General features: G+C 37.6%; 21 protein-coding genes. All 21 read right to left on the minus strand.

Going from position 1 to position 21,099, the window contains the following annotated elements; genetic code table 11:
- Position 1 precedes the first annotated feature (1 nt).
- The 21 genes from ybaK to Q7O55_RS05000 all read right to left on the minus strand — a co-directional run bounded on the left by ybaK (position 2) and on the right by Q7O55_RS05000 (position 21,019).
- A complete protein-coding gene (gene ybaK, locus Q7O55_RS04900; protein ID WP_303928876.1) occupies positions 2-493 on the minus strand; it encodes a Cys-tRNA(Pro) deacylase in 492 nt (163 codons plus the stop codon).
- 81 nt (positions 494-574) lie between these two features.
- Positions 575-1,573 (minus strand): nucleoid-associated protein, encoded by a 999-nt coding sequence (locus tag Q7O55_RS04905; RefSeq protein ID WP_303928878.1) that lies wholly within the window; start codon positions 1,571-1,573, stop codon positions 575-577.
- A gap of 27 nt (positions 1,574-1,600) precedes the next feature.
- A complete protein-coding gene (locus Q7O55_RS04910) occupies positions 1,601-2,896 on the minus strand; it encodes an AMP-binding protein (protein WP_303928880.1) in 1,296 nt (431 codons plus the stop codon).
- A gap of 1 nt (position 2,897) precedes the next feature.
- Positions 2,898-4,004 carry a thiolase family protein gene (locus Q7O55_RS04915; protein WP_303928882.1) on the minus strand — a complete coding sequence of 369 codons (1,107 nt, stop codon included), beginning with the start codon at positions 4,002-4,004 and terminating at the stop codon, positions 2,898-2,900.
- Positions 4,005-4,066: 62 nt separating this feature from the next.
- Positions 4,067-4,579 (minus strand): biotin transporter BioY, encoded by a 513-nt coding sequence (locus Q7O55_RS04920; protein ID WP_278617501.1) that lies wholly within the window; start codon positions 4,577-4,579, stop codon positions 4,067-4,069.
- 8 nt (positions 4,580-4,587) lie between these two features.
- Positions 4,588-5,154: a hypothetical protein gene (locus Q7O55_RS04925; RefSeq protein WP_303928885.1), complete on the minus strand. Its 567-nt coding sequence runs from the start codon at positions 5,152-5,154 to the stop codon at positions 4,588-4,590.
- Positions 5,155-5,330: 176 nt separating this feature from the next.
- A complete protein-coding gene (gene galU / locus Q7O55_RS04930) occupies positions 5,331-6,194 on the minus strand; it encodes a UTP--glucose-1-phosphate uridylyltransferase GalU (RefSeq protein WP_303928887.1) in 864 nt (287 codons plus the stop codon).
- A gap of 13 nt (positions 6,195-6,207) precedes the next feature.
- On the minus strand, positions 6,208-7,761 hold the full coding sequence (locus Q7O55_RS04935) for an LptA/OstA family protein (protein WP_303928889.1): 1,554 nt from the start codon (positions 7,759-7,761) through the stop codon (positions 6,208-6,210).
- Positions 7,762-7,798: 37 nt separating this feature from the next.
- Positions 7,799-8,911, minus strand: a complete 1,113-nt coding sequence (locus Q7O55_RS04940) for a hypothetical protein (RefSeq protein ID WP_295815589.1) — start codon at positions 8,909-8,911, stop codon at positions 7,799-7,801.
- A gap of 108 nt (positions 8,912-9,019) precedes the next feature.
- Entirely contained in the window at positions 9,020-9,466 is a 447-nt protein-coding gene (locus Q7O55_RS04945; protein WP_303928891.1) for a hypothetical protein, read from the minus strand.
- Between the two features lie 261 nt (positions 9,467-9,727).
- The gene (gene hypE / locus Q7O55_RS04950; protein WP_303928893.1) at positions 9,728-10,735 is read right to left on the minus strand and encodes a hydrogenase expression/formation protein HypE; all 1,008 of its coding nucleotides are present in this window, start codon (positions 10,733-10,735) and stop codon (positions 9,728-9,730) included.
- Between the two features lies 1 nt (position 10,736).
- Positions 10,737-11,855, minus strand: coding sequence for a hydrogenase formation protein HypD (hypD, locus tag Q7O55_RS04955; RefSeq protein WP_303928896.1), 1,119 nt, complete (start codon positions 11,853-11,855; stop codon positions 10,737-10,739).
- Positions 11,815-12,066: a HypC/HybG/HupF family hydrogenase formation chaperone gene (locus Q7O55_RS04960; RefSeq protein WP_004693324.1), complete on the minus strand. Its 252-nt coding sequence runs from the start codon at positions 12,064-12,066 to the stop codon at positions 11,815-11,817. Before Q7O55_RS04960 ends, hypD begins: the two co-directional genes overlap by 41 nt.
- A 233-nt stretch (positions 12,067-12,299) precedes the next feature.
- A complete protein-coding gene (gene hypF, locus Q7O55_RS04965) occupies positions 12,300-14,579 on the minus strand; it encodes a carbamoyltransferase HypF (protein ID WP_303928899.1) in 2,280 nt (759 codons plus the stop codon).
- A gap of 35 nt (positions 14,580-14,614) precedes the next feature.
- Positions 14,615-16,024, minus strand: a complete 1,410-nt coding sequence (gene scfB, locus Q7O55_RS04970) for a thioether cross-link-forming SCIFF peptide maturase (RefSeq protein ID WP_303928900.1) — start codon at positions 16,022-16,024, stop codon at positions 14,615-14,617.
- 166 nt (positions 16,025-16,190) lie between these two features.
- Complete coding sequence (gene scfA / locus Q7O55_RS04975; RefSeq protein ID WP_004693318.1) at positions 16,191-16,334, minus strand: six-cysteine ranthipeptide SCIFF; 144 nt, start codon at positions 16,332-16,334, stop codon at positions 16,191-16,193.
- A 100-nt stretch (positions 16,335-16,434) separates the two neighbouring features.
- Entirely contained in the window at positions 16,435-17,196 is a 762-nt protein-coding gene (locus Q7O55_RS04980) for an ECF transporter S component (RefSeq protein WP_303928902.1), read from the minus strand.
- 49 nt (positions 17,197-17,245) lie between these two features.
- Entirely contained in the window at positions 17,246-18,088 is an 843-nt protein-coding gene (locus Q7O55_RS04985) for a hypothetical protein (RefSeq protein WP_303928904.1), read from the minus strand.
- Complete coding sequence (locus Q7O55_RS04990; protein WP_303928905.1) at positions 18,081-18,485, minus strand: hypothetical protein; 405 nt, start codon at positions 18,483-18,485, stop codon at positions 18,081-18,083. Before Q7O55_RS04990 ends, Q7O55_RS04985 begins: the two co-directional genes overlap by 8 nt.
- A gap of 117 nt (positions 18,486-18,602) precedes the next feature.
- Complete coding sequence (locus Q7O55_RS04995) at positions 18,603-20,744, minus strand: heavy metal translocating P-type ATPase (RefSeq protein ID WP_303928907.1); 2,142 nt, start codon at positions 20,742-20,744, stop codon at positions 18,603-18,605.
- 14 nt (positions 20,745-20,758) lie between these two features.
- Entirely contained in the window at positions 20,759-21,019 is a 261-nt protein-coding gene (locus Q7O55_RS05000; RefSeq protein WP_303928909.1) for a DUF6110 family protein, read from the minus strand.
- Positions 21,020-21,099: the final 80 nt, after the last annotated feature.

Consider the following 21,099-nt stretch of genomic DNA (forward strand, 5'->3'; position numbering starts at 1 on the left):
CTTAATGGTCCATTGTCAGTTCAACAAATTCAGCATTTACAACAGATGCCAAATTCTTTGGATTTACCTTCATTTGCATACCGCGTAAACCTGCACTTACATATACAAACTTTTGGGGTTCCATAGTAGCATCAAAATAGGTAGGAAATGCTTTTTTCATGCCTACTGGAGAACATCCACCGCGCAAATAACCTGTAATACCTAACAAATCCTTAACATGAACAAGCTCTACAGACTTATTATGACTAACACGTGCTGCCTGTTTCATATCTAACTCTTCAGCTACAGGAATACAGAATACTACATATCCAGTTTTGTCACCTTTACCAACTAATGTTTTAAAGACTTGTTTCTCATCGAGTCTTAATGCTTCTACTACATGAAGGCCAGCGGCACACTCTTCAGACCACTCATATTCGCTAATACTATAAGGTATCTTATGAGTATCTAAAATACGTAATGCGTTTGTTTTTTTATGTTTCTCTTTACTCATCATAACCTCCATATACTAGCATAGCAAATAAATTTAATCATTACATAATATATTTCTATAGATAAATATAATTTTCCATTACTATTTGTTTACAATTTTATTAATATTTTTTAATTCAATGCGCAAGGTGCCATCATCATTAGTTTTTATCTCAATAAACTCACGATTCTTCATATATTCCACAGGAAATGAAATCTCAATGCCTGTATCTGTTTTAATCTTATGATGTTCACCAATTTTTGTGGCGAACTCACGATTTACTGGCAACGGACGCAACATATCCGCATCAGCCAATTCCTTCTTTGCCGCCTCTTGTTGAATAGGATTCGTTTTAAATACCTCTTCTACAATACGAACAGGATCAACGGTATCTGATACTTCAGCATTTTTAGCAATCATAGATTTTGCGATTGTCAGTTCAATGACGCCATCAGACTCGTGCGCTTGAGCCACCTTATCCACGATAGCTTTTACCTTTCTCACCGTATCTCGCGAGGATTGATTAGTCCCTAATTGCAAGACCTTATCTGCTAAGATATAAGATACCTCACCATCAAATTCACCTTTAGGTTCAAAAACACGAACACTAAAATCATTGAGATTAATAGATGCAAAGGCCCGTAATTTTTGAGACGGCATCGGCAGTACTGCCTTATGAGAAACGAGCTCCGTAGCCAATGTCCCATCATCTTCACTAAATAATTGATGGGTAAAAGCATCATGAGCTTGGCACAGAAGAATACAAACATAGGACGTATCCGTAACGGCTTCACAAATAATCGTATCAATAACAACGGAATCCGTAGCTTGTTTCATGTATGTAAACAAGCTTTCACCTAAATTCTTAGATAAATCAATAAACTTAAGGGCTCCATTTTTATAGTCTACTAATTGTTTGCCTACAGGACTCGCATCATGTAAGGTTCCGGTTCTAGCCCCTGGATCTTTGAAAGCCTTAACTACATGATTTGCAATATAATCTTGTATAGCTTGATCGCCAACCTTTAATTCATGTTCAGAATATACAGCTAACGAGGACGTAAAGTCGAAAATCTCTAGCGCCGCCTTATTAATCTGCATGATGCCTCCTTGTAGTACAAAAAATGTTTACCCTTTATTATACCACTCTTTTAACTTTCGTTTATCAACTTTTGAGCATTCCGTAAGGGGTAACATAGGAATTTCTATTATAGCTTTTGGCCACTCTACAGGAGGTCTTTTATTATGAATAAGTTCTATAACTTCACTCAATCTAACCTCACCATCTAGCACCATATAAACTACGTAGTCTTCCCCTCGTATCTCATCAGCAATATCGATAATAGCAACCTCGGATACCCCTTGTAAGGATTGTAAATACAATTCCATCTCTGGGATAGAAATTTTATATCCCCCTTTATTGATTACGTCGCCTGCTCTCCCATTAAACATAAGATACCCGTCACTATCAATGTATCCACAATCATTTACAGTATACGTATTGGGAATCTCTTCAATACGATAATTTGTTGTCACATAAATGACATTATCATTCTCTGCAATTTTCACGGTTGGAAATGGTCTCCCTACCGTACCTTCTCGCGCTAGCCATTCCTTACCGGTGCAATACGTTATATAGTTAAGCTCTGATGCACCATAATACAAAATAAACTCCATATCAGGACATATATGTTGTAACTGTTCCATTAGTTGTCGATCCAGAACTTGAGATCCTGCAATGATGTATTTAATGGATGATAATTTATTTTTACAGTGCCGCACCAATAATCGTAGTTTCGTTGGTAATGCATATATATGGTCTACATTATATCCTTCTATAAGCTGTATCCATCTACTAGGACGCAATGAACTTGTTGTAACCACGGTCCCTCCAGCCCATAAAGCGGCAATGACCATATTACTAACGCCTGTGAAACTAAAGCTTCCCTGTAAAAAGATTTTAGTATCTTTATTTATATGAAAAATATCATTTTGAATATCAAAAAAATCGCACCAAGACATTTCTCGTCTCCACAAAGGTTTTGGTTGTCCCGTAGTCCCCGATGTAAGTACCCCAAAATCAGCTAATGGCGGTACACCTTCATAGGCTATAACACGAGCTAGCTCATCTACATAAGCCGTATCCATCTCATTGTGACATACCATAGGAATATTACCTTTATGTAATGCCCCAAGCCACTGTGTAAGTTGTTCAACAAACGACAGTTCCTGAATTAAAAGAATCTTAGTATTTAATGTCTTTTTAGACTGAGTAAGATTTACAATGCGACTTGTATTATTAATACCGACCGATAGAATAGCATCATATAGTTCACCATATGTATATTGTATGTCATCTACGATTAAAGCCATTTTATGGGGCTCTAAATCTTTATGCTGTTGTAAGCGTTCAATAATTGTCATATTACATGCGTTCCATAATTAAAGCCGTACCTGTGCCCCCTGCACCAGCAATAGCACATAAACCATAGCGACCACCACAAGATTCTAAAGCAGCCATACAGTGAAGCACTAATATGGCACCAGAACATCCATAGGGATGTCCATAAGCTAAGGCACCTCCAAGCATGTTATATTTTTTAATGTGATTAGGGTACGCCTTGTTAAAAAGAACATCAATGATGGCAAAAGCTTCATTCCATTCCACCACATCAATATCATCCATAGTTAAACCTGTACGTTTTAAAATGCCTTCTGTACTTTCAAGAGCGCCCTCCGGACTAAACTGAGGATTTCCTGCCCAAGGTTTAACGCTATGAATTTTAAAAGGACCTTTTTTATTAGATAAATATACAAAGGCCGCTCCATCATGAGTTAAACACGCATTGCCTGCATTTGTAATAGAGTCAGCTCCCAACAAAGGCTTCATCCTAGACAAGAGTTTCTCGTTCATCGTAGGTCGAATACATTCATCTATACATCTTTTACCATCTATAGTAATAGGCATAATATATGACTGTAAATATGGGTTATCTAAAGCAGCTGATGCTCTTTGATGACTGCCAATAATATACAGATATAAATCTTCCTTTGTTACATTGTGTTTATGGATAGTCCGCTCAGCCCCTTCGAGCATGGCTAAAGGCGATTGATCTTGGGGCGTAAATTGAGCTACCTTATAGGTTCCTTTTCGGTCATCCCCTGATGCATACACCCGTTCTGGCTGTAACGACGAACTTTCAATACCGCCTGCAATAGCGGAATCCATAATACCAGACAAAATATGTGCATAGGCGATCTCAATACTCATCAAAGCTGAGGCACATTGCATATCAACGGTAATAGCAGGCACAGAATTTGGTAAATTACACATAAGCCCCATAAGACGTCCTATATTACCACCGGTACCAACTGCATTGCCACAAAATAATCCGTCCACCTGCAAAATACTATGACGATTGATTAACTCATCAATGAGTTGCGCACCTAACATCTCCGGTCTCATACGTTTATATTGTCCATTTAAAACGCCGATGGGACTTCTAAGCCCACCATGAATATATACTGACATATATGCTCCTTCTATTAAAAGCAAAAAAGAGGCATCCCGCAGAATGCCACTTTAATTGTATTCTAAATTTTAACTTTAGTTGCTAACCAAGAAGCAACCAGACATTTTACAATATCTCCAGGAATAAATGGGAACATGACTACAGGCAAGGCCGCCCAAAGCTCTGTTTTTGTTACAATCATAAATCCTGCTACACCAAAGAGATACACTACAGGAATGGTAATCACAAGAGATCGCCAGGCATAAGAGAAAAAGCTTTTTTTAGAACCTTTAAATATACTTAGTAATGTATATGCAACTGGCCAAGAAAAAATAAAGCCCCCTGTTGGTCCCAACAATTTGCCAAGACCAGCCGTTCCTCCAACGAATACTGGCAAACCTACTGCACCAAGCAAAATATAAATAATAAATACGATAAGTGTATCTTTAGGCTGTAACAATAAGCCGGTCAATGTAGCTACCAAAGTCAAAGCCGTTACCATAGCGGGGCTAAATGGTAAGGGAAAAGAAATATATGCTGAAATACATAATAAGGCTGTTAATAAAGCCATTTTTGTTAAACGTCTTGTTTCCATAATTACCTCTAACTAATACATCTTTGTTTCAAAGATGATGAATCTTCATTTTCACCAAAAAATGTAGCCGAAAATGCCAATGTATCACCAATGTAACCTTCTACATGAGCATCTTCAGGATATTCCACCAAAGTTACCTTGTCATCTGCAATAACAGGTGCATGAAAATAAATCGCCATTTGCAGAGCAGATTTACTAATATTCCAAAAATCCCACATCGTTTCTAAAATCATGCAGCCAGGAACAACATAAGGATTCTCACGATGGATTGGATTCGTATCATTAATATCATTTACAAATCGTATGACCTCTTCCTTAGAGAACGATATAGCACCACTGCTTTCCTCTTGATGTATTGTAGCGCGAATGCTGAATTGTTTCGGCACCGGTCGTAAATCAACCATCAAGAAGCCTGAGCGATCCATAATACCAATTGTGGTAGTTTTAGCCACCTTCGATACGATTTCACATACCGTTCTATCACTACCTGAGGAATCATAATGCATATGTTTAATAACGCTGTGTCCTGGTAGATTCAAATCATTATTACATAATGCTTTAAATAATGTTTTCATATAATCACAGTCCTTTTATTTATTCAATATCTTGATTATAATCAACATTATTTCATTCGTCAACAAAAGGCATTATCCATATGTTAACAAATAACAAATGAGTTTGAAACTATAACCAATAAAAAGAGCCTATGACATATATCATAGGCCCCTCACGTGGAAGTCTCATAGATTATCTATTTTAGATCTAACTCTTTTAAGTAAGCTTTAAAGCTTTCACCCAATTCTTCGTTGCGCAATGCATACTCAACAGTAGCTTTTAAATAGCCCAATTTATCCCCTGTATCGTAGCGAATACCTTCATATGCTAATGCATACGTATCAGTTTTAGAGGCTGCCAATGCATCAGTTAATTGGACTTCATTACCTACACCAGGCTTAGTAGCTTCTAAGATATTGAAAATATCTGGTGTCAAAATATAACGACCTAATACAGCGAGTCGAGATGGAGCATCCTCTTTCTTAGGTTTTTCCACCAAGTTATCAACGCGATATAAATTATCAGCCAATGCTTCGCCAGATACGATACCATAAGAGATAACTTTATCTTCCGGTACAAATTGAGCACCTAAAATAATACCATGATGCTCATTATAGCAATCAATCAACTGTTTTAAGCATGGATTTTCTGGATTGTAAACAATATCATCACCAAGTAATACTGCAAATGGCTCATCACCAATAAATGCTTTTGCACACAATACAGCATCACCAAGTCCACGAGGTGCTTTTTGACGAATAAAATGAACTTTAATGTCCGCCAAATCCTTAATCATAGCCAATGGTTTATTTTTGCCTTGACTTTGTAATAACAATTCTAATTCAACACTACTATCAAAATGGTCCTCAATAGCACGTTTATTACGCCCTGTAATAATTAGAATTTCTTCAATACCAGAATCTAAAGCTTCTTTCACAATATATTGGATAGCAGGTGTATCGACAATAGGAAGCATTTCTTTGGGTTGTGCCTTGGTAGCTGGTAAGAAACGTGTACCAAAACCAGCTGCTGGAATTACAGCTTTTCTAATGCGTTGCATAGTATTCTCCTAACTAAAAGTCTTTACCTACAAATTTAATTTTCCATTGATTCTTTTTATTTTTATGTCCATCTTTATATGTTAAGTACATATCGAAGGAATGTAAATCACGATGCCATGTATAATAGACAGAATCAATATCCCCACTCATCATGTTGTTCTTAACACTTACAGAAATATCATCAAGGCGAGTCAATTTATACGTACCACCATAAATAAGCTCTTTTGGAAGCTCTGTCGTATCAAAACGATAAGGTGAATTATTGTAGGTAATATTTCGTTGATTATAGCTAACCCATACATTAGCACGATTACCAACTTTAGATTGGAATCTAGCACCCCAATAAGGCATGCTACGGATACTACCATCATAACCATAGTAGTCACGTTGGTAACCACCTAAGAAGCGTAAATCAGCATTTTTGCCAAGCTTAATCGGATCATGAGAAACTTCTGCATAGTATTCTTTATGAGAACCTTTTACAGAGCCCTCTTTCCAATAACCAGCATTAACACCACCACGTACAGTAATTGGAGAATTCCCTACATGATATGTATGAGTATCCAAACGAGCTTCACCTATTTTTTCTACCCATACTGTTTCATCATTATATTCATTAGACTCCTTGCTATAACCAACAGAAGCAGTCCCCCAAGGTAAATAATGACGATATCCCATCTGTGGTTTAAAACCAGATTTAGAATACCAACGATAGTCAATATAAGCTTCACCGTTTTTACCGATAGGATATTCTGTACTACCATGTAAGCCAATACCATCATCGTTACTATACGTAGGCTTTGGTATTAAGGAAAAAATACTAAATTTGCCTTCTTTGTCATGACGCAATGAAGTCGTATAAGATGGCAAGGATAATATTTTAAAGTTTTTAATATAGAAGGATGGTTTTTTAATAACGACTTTATCACCAGGATATACCTTAATATCTTGACCTTCCACACGATAATCTGGAGTATGAACAAATGCCATTGCATGTTTTGTAGTTACCATGCCCTTTTCCATATGACCTATTTGTCCATCAAAAGTGGCATTATTGCCCTTTACATAATAGGGATCGCTCCATCCCATGGCTTGGTCCGCCTCAAAGTGACGATCGCTAGTGCGATACGTCATATTTTGACCTGTAATATCTTTTGTTTTACCGCCATCTTCCAAATAGCGATAGCCTCCAACAGTACGATACTCTGTAGTTTTAGTATTACCTTCAATACGGGGAGCCATCAAAGTTTGATTACCTTGAGACACCACAACATCGCCTTGAGCATATACATCACCTGTAGAGCCAGTATAAGACATTTTATTAGCATCGATACGTGTAGGCAACTGTTCAGCAGGAGTAGCAGATTTCGCTTTTTCACCACGACGTACAACACGGATATTACTATATTCAGGTGTAGATGCTTTAGAAATTTCTCCTGCATAGGATTGACCTACGCTATCCAATGTATCTTGATATACAATAGTTGACTCAGTAGCGGCAAATACAGGTTGTGCTAAACAAACAACACATGCCGCTGCCAGCCATTGTACTTTACGTTTCCTCATGGTTACTAGAACTCCTATTACTTTAAGAATTTGTTAATTATTGATTACGCTTTACAACAACGATAGGTTGAGAAACATTTTCTACAGGTTCTTCTGGCTCCTCAACCGCTGTAGTATCATCAGCTACAGTTGCATTTTCATCAACACCATTATTTTCTACATATTCTTCAGACTCACCGGTTGTATTAGGTACAGTTACAGCATCAGCTAATTCATTATCACTATGAGCTAAACCATCGCCACCAATAACAAGACCTTGAATTGTTACGGAATCTTGAGGTTGTACATATACAGTAGCACCAGCTGGATACTCAATATTTTTACCTTTGATGAAAGCGCCCCCTACAAGTCCAACAGGGCCGAGTAGAACTGCGCCCGCCACAGATGCACCTGCTGCTTTAACTTCACTACGAGTTTTATCCTTAGCCTCTTTACCTTGTACAGCAGTAAATTCTGTACCATCAATAGCTGGGATTGTATCAAATGTAATATCTAACGCACCATTACGACCAAAGGAACGAGCCTTTTTCAAAGAAGTAATTGTTCCGGAACCTACAGTGCCCGCAGGTACTAATAAGACATTGCCATCCATTACATTTTCTGCAACAGTAAAGGATACAGTGTCACCTTCATGACTAGTTTTAGAAGAAACCGCTTCATTTAGAGTCACTTTGAACACTTGATTACCAGACAATGTACCTACTTGGTTAGTAAGAGCCACATTGCTACCATATACCTTTGTCTTCAAAGAGATAATACGTTTTTGTAAGGAACCGCTACCAATGCGACCATTAACGCTACGTTCCATCTTTTCTACACGGTCTACAAGAGATCCTGCGTTAATGCTATTTTGATATGTATATTCCAATGCATCCATTTCTTCGCGCAAAGAAATATTAGTACCACTGCCTTCTACAGAATTGTAGAGGGAGTCAACACGTTTACTCAATGTTGCGGAATTACCATTGAAACCAGTACCATACACGGTTTCATCAAGTTGATTAATGCGGTCCACAACAGCACCATCTTGTACGGCTCCATATACAGTAGTTTCTAAAACATTTGTTTTTTCAGTTACTGTACCAGGAGCGGCAAATGCAGTGCCTGAAATTAGGGATGCCATTAAAAGTGTAAGTACTTGTTTCTTCATAAATTCCTCCACAATGTATCTAATGTATAACTGTTATACAACAGAATAAGCACGGGCCTAAGACCGTGCTTATTCCCTGAGTCTATCAATTTATATGCTCAGTGGCCATTAAATTTTCAAATCAATAATCGCAGATACACCTACGCCTTGAACACGAGATGCACCAACTGGGTTTGTGCTATTAACAGGAACTAATCCTTTTACACGAACCATACCATTAAAGCTACCTTCTACTTGAGCAACAGCTTTAACTTCTTCAATGCTAGAAGCAGGCCCAGTAACTTGAGCCGCACCGATATAACCTTTTGTACCAATACTGATAATAGGAACTACTTTAGTTGTATATTCAGTACTCAAGTTATTTTGTTTCAATAATTTATTTAGGAAAGAGTCAATTTGTGGACCAAATTTATTAACAACAATGCCGATACCACCAATTTTAGCTACACCACCAAGAATGCTACTAAGTCCACCAGCTTGAGTTGTCAAGATGCCACCAAATGCAGTTGTAGTTAAACAAATCCCTAGAACAGCTGTAATAATCTTCTTTTTCATAATAAGCCTCCTATAGATACTTATATTTTAACAAATTCTATACATAGATTCTAGTGAAAGTATAAGAACTTACACATAAAGATACTAACATATTATAAATTTACGATGAATTCTTAATGAATTTTACGCAATTTAATTTAATGCTACCATCAACGATAAATAGTGTCAACATCTAATATAAGTTACATCTAGAAAGCTCAAAAATTAAAATATAAAAATTAACAAAATGATATAGTTAAATTACTATTATTAATTATAAATTTAACAAATTCGTGGGACCTGATCTTCGCCTAATAAATCAATCAGACGAACACCTCCAATAGCCGTTTGTAGACCAACCTTACCAATATTTTTATCTAAAGTTTTACCAATTAAAGTAGCTTCGCTTCCCTCTTCAAAACTATGAAGAATCTTGAGAACTTCGTCTGTAATAGATGGGTCAACAATAAGAACTACTTTCCCTTCATTCGCTAAATATAAAGGGTCATATCCTAATATATTACATACTGCCTGTACTTCTTCATGAATAGGTATGGCCGTTTCTTTAACCTTAATGCCTACTTGACTCTGATCAGCTATCTCTTTTAAAACAGTACCTAAACCTCCACGAGTGGGATCTCTCAACAAAGCAACTTGAGCTCCTACTTTATCTAATACCGCATGAACCATCTTATTTAGTGGTGCACAGTCTGTTGTTAAGGAATCAGATAAATCTAAACCAAATCGCTGCCCCATAACGGCAATGGAGTGATCTCCAATAGCACCTGACAAAATGATATCCATCCCTGCTTTCACGCGATGTGGACCAATATCTATTCCAGCTGGAATCATGCCAATACCAGCAGTATTAATGTAGATTTTATCTACTTCACCCTTTTTAACGACCTTTGTATCACCTGTAACAATTTGAACATTTGCAGCTTTTGCCATTTCTGACATAGTGCGAAGAATTTCATCTAGTTCTTTAAAGGCCAAGCCTTCTTCTAAAATAAGACCACAACTTAAATATTGAGGTATCGCACCATTCATGGCTAAATCATTCACAGTTCCACAAACAGCCAACTTACCAATATTACCACCAGGAAAGAATGAAGGTTGTACCACATAGGAATCCGTAGAGAAGGCCATGCGCCCGGCTATAACGGGAAACTGGGCACCATCGTGTAGGGGCGCCAACAAATCATTTGTAAAATATTTCAAAATAAAACGGTCCGTCAACTCATGACTAAATCGTCCACCATTACCATGTACTAAGCGAACTCGTTCCATATTAATCCTCCCACGTCGATCCACCACTAGAATAACCATATTTATACCATGCAGCACAGCTACCCTCTACAGATACCATACAAGCACCTACTGGATGATCCGAAGTACAGCTTTTACCAAATAACGGACATTCACTAGGTTTAATAAGGCCTTGCAAAACACGTCCACATTGACAGCCTTTAGGATCAAGAGATGGTTTATCTAAGTTAATAGGTAGGACAAGCTCTACATCGTAAGCTGCATACTCACCCTTTAATGCTAAACCAGAGTTAGAAATAACACCAATACCACGCCATACATCATCGCATACTTCATACACTTCCTCGATCATAGCTTGGGCTACAGGGTTTCCCTTCTGCATAACTACAGAATGATACGTATTGCCCACCACAATATTACCAGACTTACGTTGCTCTAAAATATTAGCTATGGCAGACAATATTTCTAAGCCATCAAAGCCAGCGATACAAGATGGGATACCGTATTCTTTGGGCAAAAATCGGTATGGTTCTTCCCCAATAATAACGCTAACATGACCAGGTAGAATAAATCCATCGATATGGCCTTCTTGTTTATCTAGTAATGCACGCAATGCTGGTGGTACTAACTTATGAGATACAAGAAAGAATACGTTCTTTAATCCCGCAGCATGAACGGCTTTTACAGTAGCACAAATTACGGCTATAGTCGTCTCAAAGCCAATAGCTAAAAATACTATTTTCTTTTCTGGGTATTTTTTACTTAGTTCTATCACCTCTAAAGGCGTATAGATAACATGGATGTGAGCGCCCTTTGTTTGAGCTTCGCTGAGGCTACTATAACTCCCAGGGACCTTCAACATATCCCCAAAAGTAGCAATAATAACATCCTCACGTTCTGCATAGGCTAAAGCCTTATCCATATAGGTTTGATCAGTTACACATACTGGACATCCTGGTCCACTAACAAGTTCTATGCCACTTGGCAATAATTGACGAAGACCTTCTCGGAAAATCGATACTGTATGCGTACCACAGACCTCCATAAGCCGCACAGTTTCACCGGGCTTATGAAGCGCATTGATGCGCCTTAACAAAGCATCAGCTGTGTGCTGCTTTTCCTGCAAAGTAAGCTTCTTCAAGTTCTTCTAACTCCTTAAAGGCCTCTAATGTTTTTTGAGCCTCTTCTTCATCAACAATTTGTACAGCAAAACCTGCATGAACTAACAACCAGTCTCCGACCTTTGCATCTGGTACGAGGAGCAAACTGCAGTCACGGGTAGCACCTGTCAATTCAACGGTACCAATAGCGTCATTCACAGCAATCAATTGCGCTGGTACAGCTAAGCACATAATATCTCCTTATCTATATCATTTATAACAAGTTTTATATACATTTACTTTAATAAAACATCTCCAAAATATATGAATAAAATTAATATTATTGTATCACAGTTACACTCATTATTTAGTGATAGTGTCCACAAACAACTAGAGCTTAAACTGGCTATACAACTCATATAGATTAAACAATATTCAAAACATTACTAAATAAATTTGTCTAAGAATAAGATCTACGTGACAATTTATAATTGACTTCCTAACCACAATTGTCCTAAAGCAAGTCCACCATCATTAGAAGGAACCGCTTCATTCATATATAAATTACCTATATGCCACGTCCTATATATGAATTCTAATAATTTACGATTTTGAAATACACCACCAGACATGGCCGCATTACTAATATTATATCGCTCCATCAAGTCTGCAGCCGTTTCACATAGTGCTATTGCCATTGTTTTATGAAATGAAGCGGCTAAATGAGCTCGACATTCACCACGAACAACACCATCCATAATAGATTGAACTGTAGGTGTAAAGTCAAGAATATGTCCATCATAATTGTAAGCAAGTAATGATCCTTTTTCATCACCACATAGAGTTTCTAAAGCAATGGCAATTTGTGCATCATAACTATGGACCATACCAAGACCTAATAAAGCACCTACAGTATCAAATAATCGCCCACAGCTTGTAGCTTGAATCATGGGCATTCTAGATTGTAATGCTTTATCTAAAATTTCCCATCCCTTTGGAAGTTCCTTCATCCATTCTTGATATACAAAAGGGATATCATCACCATAATAATTACGAATATACCATAAGGCTTGTCGCCAAGGTTCAGTAACAGCCTTTTCTCCGCCAGGCAATGGAGCCGCATGAATATGTGCCAATCTCTGATATTGATTGCCTTTACAAAGGAGAAATTCTCCCCCCCATATAGTCCCATCTGGTCCATAGCCAGTACCATCCATAGCAATCCCTAGTACAAGCCCTCTTAAATTATGTTCCGCCATAACAGACGCTATATGAGCATGATGATGCTGAACAGGTACAACAGAAAGATGGAAACTTTCGCCTATTCTTTCACCCAACCGAGAAGAGAAAAACTGGGGGTGACTATCTATGATAATTTTATCTGGTTGTACAGAAAACAAACTCTTGTAACGTTTAATAGTCCATTCTAGTGTTTCATGAGTTGATATATTTTCTAAATCACCAATATGTGGACCTACAAGAATTTCACTACCTTTATTCATAGCAAAAGCATTTTTCAAATCACTACCCATTGCTAATATCGACGAATTATCTAAACCTTCACAATGAATAGGTTCAGGCACATAACCACGACTGCGGCGAATAAATCGAGGTTTATTATTGATGACCACCACCACTGAATCGTCAAGGGGCGCATAGATTTCACGATTATGAACGAGGAAATAATCTGCTACCTCACCTAATTCATTAAACGCTTGATCGTCGTTATATAATACGGAATCACCGCTTTTGTTACCACTGGTCATAACCCATGCCGCATCAGAAGGTAATAACACCTCATGCATTGGTGAATAAGGCAACATAACACCTAACATACGATTATCAGGAGCCACATAAGAGCTCAAATGGACAGAACTATTATGATTTTTTTCTAATAACACAATAGGACGTTCCATCCCCGTCAATATATCTAGTTCTACATCATTAATATGTACTAACTCAATCGCCATATCTAGAGTTCCCACCATTATTGCTAATGGTTTATGCGATCTATTCTTTCGCTTACGTAAGCGTTGTACAGCAGCGTCATTTCTAGCATCGCAAACAAGATGATATCCTCCTACACCTTTTATTGCGATAATACTACCTTCATTAATTAATTCCCGCGTAGTGTTCCATATATTCACTGTATCCACAGCCTTACGATTGGGCTTATACAATGTATATTGGGGACCGCAGCGAGAGCATGCGTTTGGCTCTGCTCTATAGCGACGCCCTTCTATATCTTCATATTCAGCCTTACAATCTTCACACATGGGAAACTCGTTCATCGTCGTCCGCTCCCGATCATAGGGCAAAGATTTGATAATCGTATACCTTGGTCCGCAATTTGTACAGTTGATGAAAGGATATTCCTTTCTACGTTTATCTTGTTGTAACTCTTTAAGGCAATCATTACAAGGCGCTGTATCGGCACTAATAAAGGTACTCACGGATTCACCTAATGGAGATGGCTGTACAACAAAATCACTTTCATGCATATTAAGTGTAAGATGCTGTACAGTTTGACTAGTAATGCGACATAAACGAGGTTGCTCCTCTTGAACAGCATCTAAGAATAACTGCAATTCACCTAGAAAACCTTGAATTTCAACATACACACCTTGACTATCATTATATACAAAACCTGTTAATCCTAGGGAATGGGCCAACATAGAAACAAGGGGCCGGAATCCGACCCCTTGAACTATACCGGTATAGCGAATTCCCCAGCGTTCTGTAGTTTGATTACTATTTTGTTTCATATAAACTCCTACTATACTCGGAGAATCAAGTGTAATTAACCTAATGCAACAGGAATACTTCCATCAATACCAGCTTGTTCTAATTCGGCTTGAATCATAATAGCACATTCGATGCGTTTCTTCTGTAAACGACAACCAAATTCATAAGGTGTTTCTAGATCGCCACCCAATGTAATGTTGTTAGCATGACAACCACCGGAACAGAAGAATTTCGCCCAACATTCAGCACAAGTTGGTTTGGAGAATACATGTGTATTGCGGAAATCTTTAGGAATTTCTGTATTTTGTAAACCATCATACACATTACCAAGCACGTATCCATCTTTACCTACAAATTGGTGACATGGGTAAATATCGCCATTAGGTACGACTGCCATATATTCATGACCTGCCCCACAACCACGAAGGCGTTTCGCCATACATGGCCCACGATATAAATCCATGCGGAAGTGGAAGAAGTTAAACCTCTCGCCCCAGCCTTCTAACTGGCGTTGTAAATAAATATCTGCTAATTTTTCATATTCTTTTTCTAGAGCTGGCCAATCTTCTTCACGAAGCACATAGTCCCCTTCTTCACCGACAACAGGCTCCATGGACAAATGCTCAAAGCCAAGATCAGACATTGCCATAACGTCTTTAGTAAAGTCTAAGTTTTTATGAGTATATGTACCACGTACATAATATTCAAGACCGTGACGTTGTTTTACTGCGTTGATAAGGTTTTTAGCAATATATTTATAAGACTCTGCACCACTACCTGCTACTGGACGCATTACATTATGTACGGATTCACGACCATCCAAAGACAATACTAAACTCATCTTGTGTTTGTTTACATAGTCGATTTTATCTTGTGTTAAAAGCATACCATTCGTAGTCAATGTAAGCTTAAATATCTTATTGTGCTTTTCTTGAATGGATTCAATGTATTCAACCGTTTGCTTAACAACATCCCAGTTCAACAATGGTTCACCACCGAAAAAATCAATTTCGCAATGTTGGCGAGGTCCACTCATTTTAATAAGAAAGTCCACAGCTCGTTTTGCTACATCAAAGCTCATCAATTCTCGTTTAACACCGCCGTAATCCCCTTGACTAGCAAAGCAATATTTGCATGCTAAATTACAATCGTGAGCAATATTTAAGCATAATGCCTTAACAATAGGTTTCTCACCTACTACAAGTTTAAACTCTTTACTCATCGGTGCAAATAGTTGCTCCGCTTTGATGAGCTCATCTAACTCGTCCATAATCTCATCTAGTTCTACTGCATCTTCTTTAGCATCTAACGCAGCATGTACAGCATCGCGATTAGTGCCATCATATATGTCAAGAACTCTATCGATGAGTTCGTCGATAACATGGATAATACCGCTATTTACGTCTAAGCAGTAATAGTTATCCTTCATCCGAAACTTATGGATCATTGGTTTTAATTCTAACATGGTACCTCCAATTGATTTGTATGGTAAAAGCTCTAGTATATAGAACTTTCTAGATAATTGTACCACATTTCCACACTAAACGTTATAAAAAGAGTCATAAAGATATACTATACAATGTATGTCTTTAAAACATAAATAAAAAAGGCCCGCTAAGCGAGCCTCTTCATTATTTTTGTTTGCAAACTTGGTTACCAACTGTACAGCTTGTTTTACAAGCGGATTGGCAAGATGTTTGACATTCCCCACAACCGCCAGTTTTAGCAGTTTTTTGTAAGGATTCAGTGTTGATAGTACGAATACGTTTAGCCATGATTATCCTCCTCAATACTTATCGAATGATATTTATTTTATCATATTTATAAAAAGCCTGTAAAATACTATTTCGTTATATTTTCGTCTACAACTTCAGCTTATTTGGTTTCTACCACTTCAGTTTCTGCTAATTGATGGTCTGTAACTTTTGCGTCTCGCATAGCTTCACCTTTAGTTTTCTTAGGAGCATCCTTACGCAATACTTTTCGTAAAGCCATTGCCACCGGTGTTACAATTACAGCCGCAAAAACTGCTTCTGGAATACCATGTGTAACAGACAAGAATACAATAGAGCCTAATACTTGATCTGGACTAAGATTCATTTTAAGAGCAAACATATCTGCATAGAGTAAGAAGATTAATCCCATAACCATAATCGTATGAAATACAGTCCCCATAAAAGCAGAAACAATAATACGCGGACCTTGCGGTGCTTTCCACAATAATAGATATACCAAATATGCTAATACTGGGAAAAGTATACGCGGTAATACGGAAATGATTGGATTAATAAATAGTGGGGATAAAATATTAGGAGCTGTAATATTTTGCCACAAACTATAGCAACCAAAGATAAAGCCAACAAAGGCCCCCACTTTTGGTCCTTCTACAATAGCACCAATTAGAGTTGGTATATGTAAAGTTGTTACATTTAACGGCCCTAATGGAATAATACCATAACCAGAAAGTCCTAATGCAATAGTGATACCTGCTAGTAGACCAATAATTGTCAATTCTCGAATCGTAATGCCACTTTTTTTCTCTTTCTTGACCTCTTTACGTTCAACTTGCTTCAGTTTTTCATTGTCGTGGATTGATACAGTTGAGTTATCATCCAGTGGACGTCCAATGTTGTTCATAGATCCTCCTTCGCTCTCATTCCTTACGGATATAAGTCGAAACTAGAAATTAAATACGTTCACGGCGTCGTGAAATAATACCACGCTCTACCAATGCACCTATAATTACTGCTCCACCGGTCATACCAGCTTCTAATAAAGTTGGAGTTACAAACACTAGTGGATTACCTTGATACGTTGGAAAAACGGTGGGAACTAAAGATAAAATAAATTCTGGAATATAACCACCATACAAGATATGAGCGTTCATAGCAAGCCATATACCTGCAGTAATAATGATACGCAACAAACGTACGCCTTTATATGCTAAATCTCTTGGATACAAATAGAATACAAAGACTAATAAAGAAACTAGTAATAATACAAGTTCAGCAAATAATATATTTACATTCATGGATGATGCATACATAAAATATACCATCGGATCCTGTAAATCTATATATAAGATTGAAGCAATATACAAGAACGGAATCGGTATAGTATAGGCAATTATATCTAACGCTTCATCAATCATGCCCCATCGATGAGTACGATTGAAATACTTTGTGGCTAATAAACCACATAACTCAATAAGAACTTGAACGATAAAATATATTACAAACAAAAGTAATGCTTTTGCTAATTCATTATCTACATTAAAACTAAATGGTGTATGAAGAAACGAAAATACCATCCACCAAGCCCAACTATAAGAATGATACCCCATGCTTAGCGGTAAATCATCATTAAACTTGGCATTCTTTAGTCGTCGCACCATAATTGGTATAACTAGCGACAAAACTGGGAACACTAAAATGGGTAATGATAGTGCCCCACTTAATGAAAGGACTGTCGTAATAGCACTTACAAAAAGTGAACAAATTAACGTAAATAGCCAAAAACTTTTATTCATTACAGCCTCCCACTAATCGAGTTAAGCCATAAGCTATAATCAAGCTAAATGTGACACTAAAATACATAGCTAATAAAAAGACTATATCACGACCTACTGTTGGCCATCCCCACAATATGGATAAATCAATGCCTAAAAAAATACCTTTATAACTGATACCGTGAATGACGACCCAACTCACTACATAAGCGATGCGACTTATAGATTTACCATCACCAAAGGTACTGCTTTTAAATGATAAATAGGTCCAAGGTATACACAAGGATAACAACAAATACCATACTAGTGCTACTGTCGCACTCGATCCATTATGAATCATATATGCAATAATGGGAATTACCACAATAAATAGATTCAAATAAAAGGAGCGTTTGCAAATATCTATCAAAATGTTCATATAAATCTCCTACAATATGTAATCTCCTTGTATTTTACAATAATCATAGATAAATGTCATCAAAAAAGAAAAACCTCCATATAGGTAAATCAATACCTTATATGGAGGTTCCTTTGATTAAGCTACTACAGAGTCAGCTGTTACATCAATTGTAGAAAGAGCTTCTGCTGGTTCGTCTTCTTTTTTCAACAATGGAGTCATGCTTTGAATGCCAATCCCCAATGTGAATAAGTTGTGCAACCAAGCTGTTTGGTTTGGAGGCATAATGCCTAGAACACCGCCGCCTACAAGGGCACCATTAAATCCAACGATGCCATTGTAATTAGCTTTAATACGTTTCATCAAGGCCAAAGAAATGCGACGTAAATCTACAAGAGCTTGTAAGTTATCGGAAGAAATAGTAACGTTCGCAATCTTTTGAGCGATTGGAGCGCCTTCATTCATAGCAATACCAACATGAGCTTCAGAAATAGCTGGGGAGTCATTGATACCATCCCCTACCATCATAACTGTGTAACCTTCTGCTTTTGCTTGTTTTACATAACTTGCTTTATCTTCTGGTAATACCTCTGCATGCACTTCGTCGATACCGATTTCTTCGGCTACACGCTGTGCATTACGTTTGGAGTCACCAGTCATCATTACGACTTTCTTGATACCAAGTTCATGCAATTCTGCTATAACTCGTTTAGCTTCTTCACGAACAGGGTCTTTAATACAAATAACCGCTGCTAATGTGCCGCCAATAGCGAGATACAAGTGAGAAGATGTATTTGGTAAATTATCAAATTTTTCTTGCTCATCTGCAGGAATCTTAGTTTTTTCATCATCAAAGATATAATGAGCACTACCAATGCGTACACGATAGCGACCAACTTTAGATGCAATACCATGGGCTACTACGTACTCAACGTCAGAGTGCATTTCCTTATGAGGCAATGCATGATCTTTTGCGGCACGTACAACAGCTTTAGCCATGGAATGTGGGAAATGCTCCTCGATACAAGCAGCTAATTTCAACATTTCATCTGCATCGTGACCATTGAATGGAATAATTTGTTCGAACTCAGGTTCTGCTTTAGTAAGAGTACCTGTTTTATCAAACACAACCATATCCGCTTGTGCGATTTGCTCTAAGAACTTACCACCTTTAACAGTAATACCGCGTTTAGATGCTTCTTGCATAGCGGAAAGTACTGCTAAAGGAATAGATAATTTTAATGCACAAGAGAAGTCAACCATTACGAAAGATAATGCTTTCATCACATTGCGAGTCAACAAGTATGTTAAACCAGCACCAATAAAGCTAATTGGAACTAATTTATCAGCCATGCGATATGCTTGTTGTTCCATACCGGACTTCATTTGTTCAGACTCTTCAATAAGGCTAACGATTTTTTCATAACGAGATGATTTAGATGTACTATATACTTCTACGACAGCTTTACCATCTTCAACAACAGTACCTGCATATACAGAAGTATCTTTATCACGGCGAACAGCTTCAGGTTCGCCAGTCATGGAGCTTTCATTAACTAGAACAACACCATCGATAACAACGCCATCCAAAGGAATTACTTCACCTTGACGAATGATGATTTGATCGCCAGCTACAACCTCATTAACAGGCTTGCTTACCTCAATATCATCCACCAATACCCATACTTTATCTACATTCAAAGACATACTTTGAGCAAGATTTAATACGGATTTACGGTGAGTCCATTCTTCTAAGATTTCACCAATACCAAGTAAGTACATTACGGCACTTGCTGTAGGGTAATCTTTTTGAAGTAAAGCTGCACCAATTGCTACACCATCAAGAACCTCAACAGTCAACTTACGTTGCCATAAAGTCTTAATCGCGGTACCGATGATTTTAAGGCCATCCCACCAAGCCCATGCTGCGGCAATCGGAGCAGGTAAAACAGCTTTTTTACCTAAGTATAAAGCCGTTTTATTAAGCATCATTTCACGATACTTTTTATTCACCAAACGCGGAGAATATTCGTTCAAAGCAGGTGCTTCGGACAAGTCTAAATCGCATAGACCCAGCACTGCATCACGCACAGCATCAACATCGCCAGTATGCTTAATGGCAACTTGACTACTGCGAGTGTAGAAGGTTACATCTACAATTGCATCATTAAGCAACAATGTATCCTCTACATAAGCAGCTTCTGCTTCTGTAAATCGATGACCTGTAAGCTTAATATGCAAGCGATTTCTGAGTTTTCGTACAACAGAAAATTGTAACATAGTTAAATCCTCAATTATTTGTTTTCTTCAAAGATTTCTTCGTTGCGTGCTTCGTTGATTTCTTGAGCTTCTGCCAATACATCAGATGCAGATGCTTGTACTTTTTCAGCTGTTTCTAATATAGTTTCTTTAGCGCGAAGGCCAGCTGCCAAGATACCAGCGTATACTTTTTTGGCGTCTTTAGAAGTTAATACTTTAAGACCTACAGTACCCAATGCAAGACCTGCTGCGAATAAATTAGCATTTTTAAGATTGTTTTGATTGAAGTTGAACATGATAATATTCCTTTCTACTAACTATATGATGAATTGTAAAATATATTGCGACAAATAAAAAGACTCATATTGGAGATCTC

The organism is Veillonella parvula (assembly GCF_945949885.1).
GTDB classification, from domain to species: domain Bacteria; phylum Bacillota; class Negativicutes; order Veillonellales; family Veillonellaceae; genus Veillonella; species Veillonella parvula_B.